The organism is Segatella copri, assembly GCF_002224675.1.
Lineage (GTDB): Bacteria > Bacteroidota > Bacteroidia > Bacteroidales > Bacteroidaceae > Prevotella > Prevotella copri_U.
Map to the genome: position 1 here is coordinate 1 of NZ_NMPZ01000080.1, position 670 is coordinate 670.

The 670-nt window shown below is 44.6% G+C and carries 1 tRNA gene and 1 rRNA gene; both read left to right on the forward strand.

Annotated elements, in window-relative coordinates:
• Nucleotides 1–15: 15 nt before the first annotated feature.
• Nucleotides 16–89 (forward strand) — tRNA-Ala (locus tag CFT61_RS16395).
• Nucleotides 90–312: 223 nt separating this feature from the next.
• Nucleotides 313–670 (forward strand): 23S ribosomal RNA (locus tag CFT61_RS16400); the annotation flags it as partial.

Consider the following 670-nt stretch of genomic DNA (forward strand, 5'->3'; position numbering starts at 1 on the left):
TTCTCGTTCTTACTTGGGGGATTAGCTCAGTTGGCTAGAGCACCTGCTTTGCACGCAGGGGGTCAACGGTTCGAATCCGTTATTCTCCACTATTGTGAGAATTTAAGGATAGGCGACTGAAAGGAGCCAATCATTAAAATTCTACACAAAAAGATCTTTGACATATTGACACAAGCAAAACTGTAAGTAATGAACTTTAGTTCAGACTAAAGTGAATCAAATCGCAAGATGAGATTTCACAAGTTAGAATACAGCTGAAAGTATGAGCTACTTATTCGCTGTCAGGTTAAACTGATAGCAAATACAGTCGTAAAGAAAGTAAGAAAGGGCGTATGGCGGATGCCTAGGCTCACGGAGGCGATGAAGGACGTGATAAGCTGCGATAAGCTTCGGGTAGGTGCAAATAACCCTTGATCCGAAGATTTCCGAATGGGACAACCTAGCCGTCTGAAGGACGGTTACTCAATCTTCAAGATTGAGAGCTAACGCAGGGAACTGAAACATCTTAGTACCTGCAGGAAGAGAAAATAAATTAATGATTCCCCCAGTAGTGGCGAGCGAACGGGGAACAGCCCAAACCAGTGGCGTCGCAAGGCGTGGCTGGGGTTGTAGGACCGCGACATTGTATGCAAATCGTGAACAGAACACTTTGGAAAATGTGACCATAGAG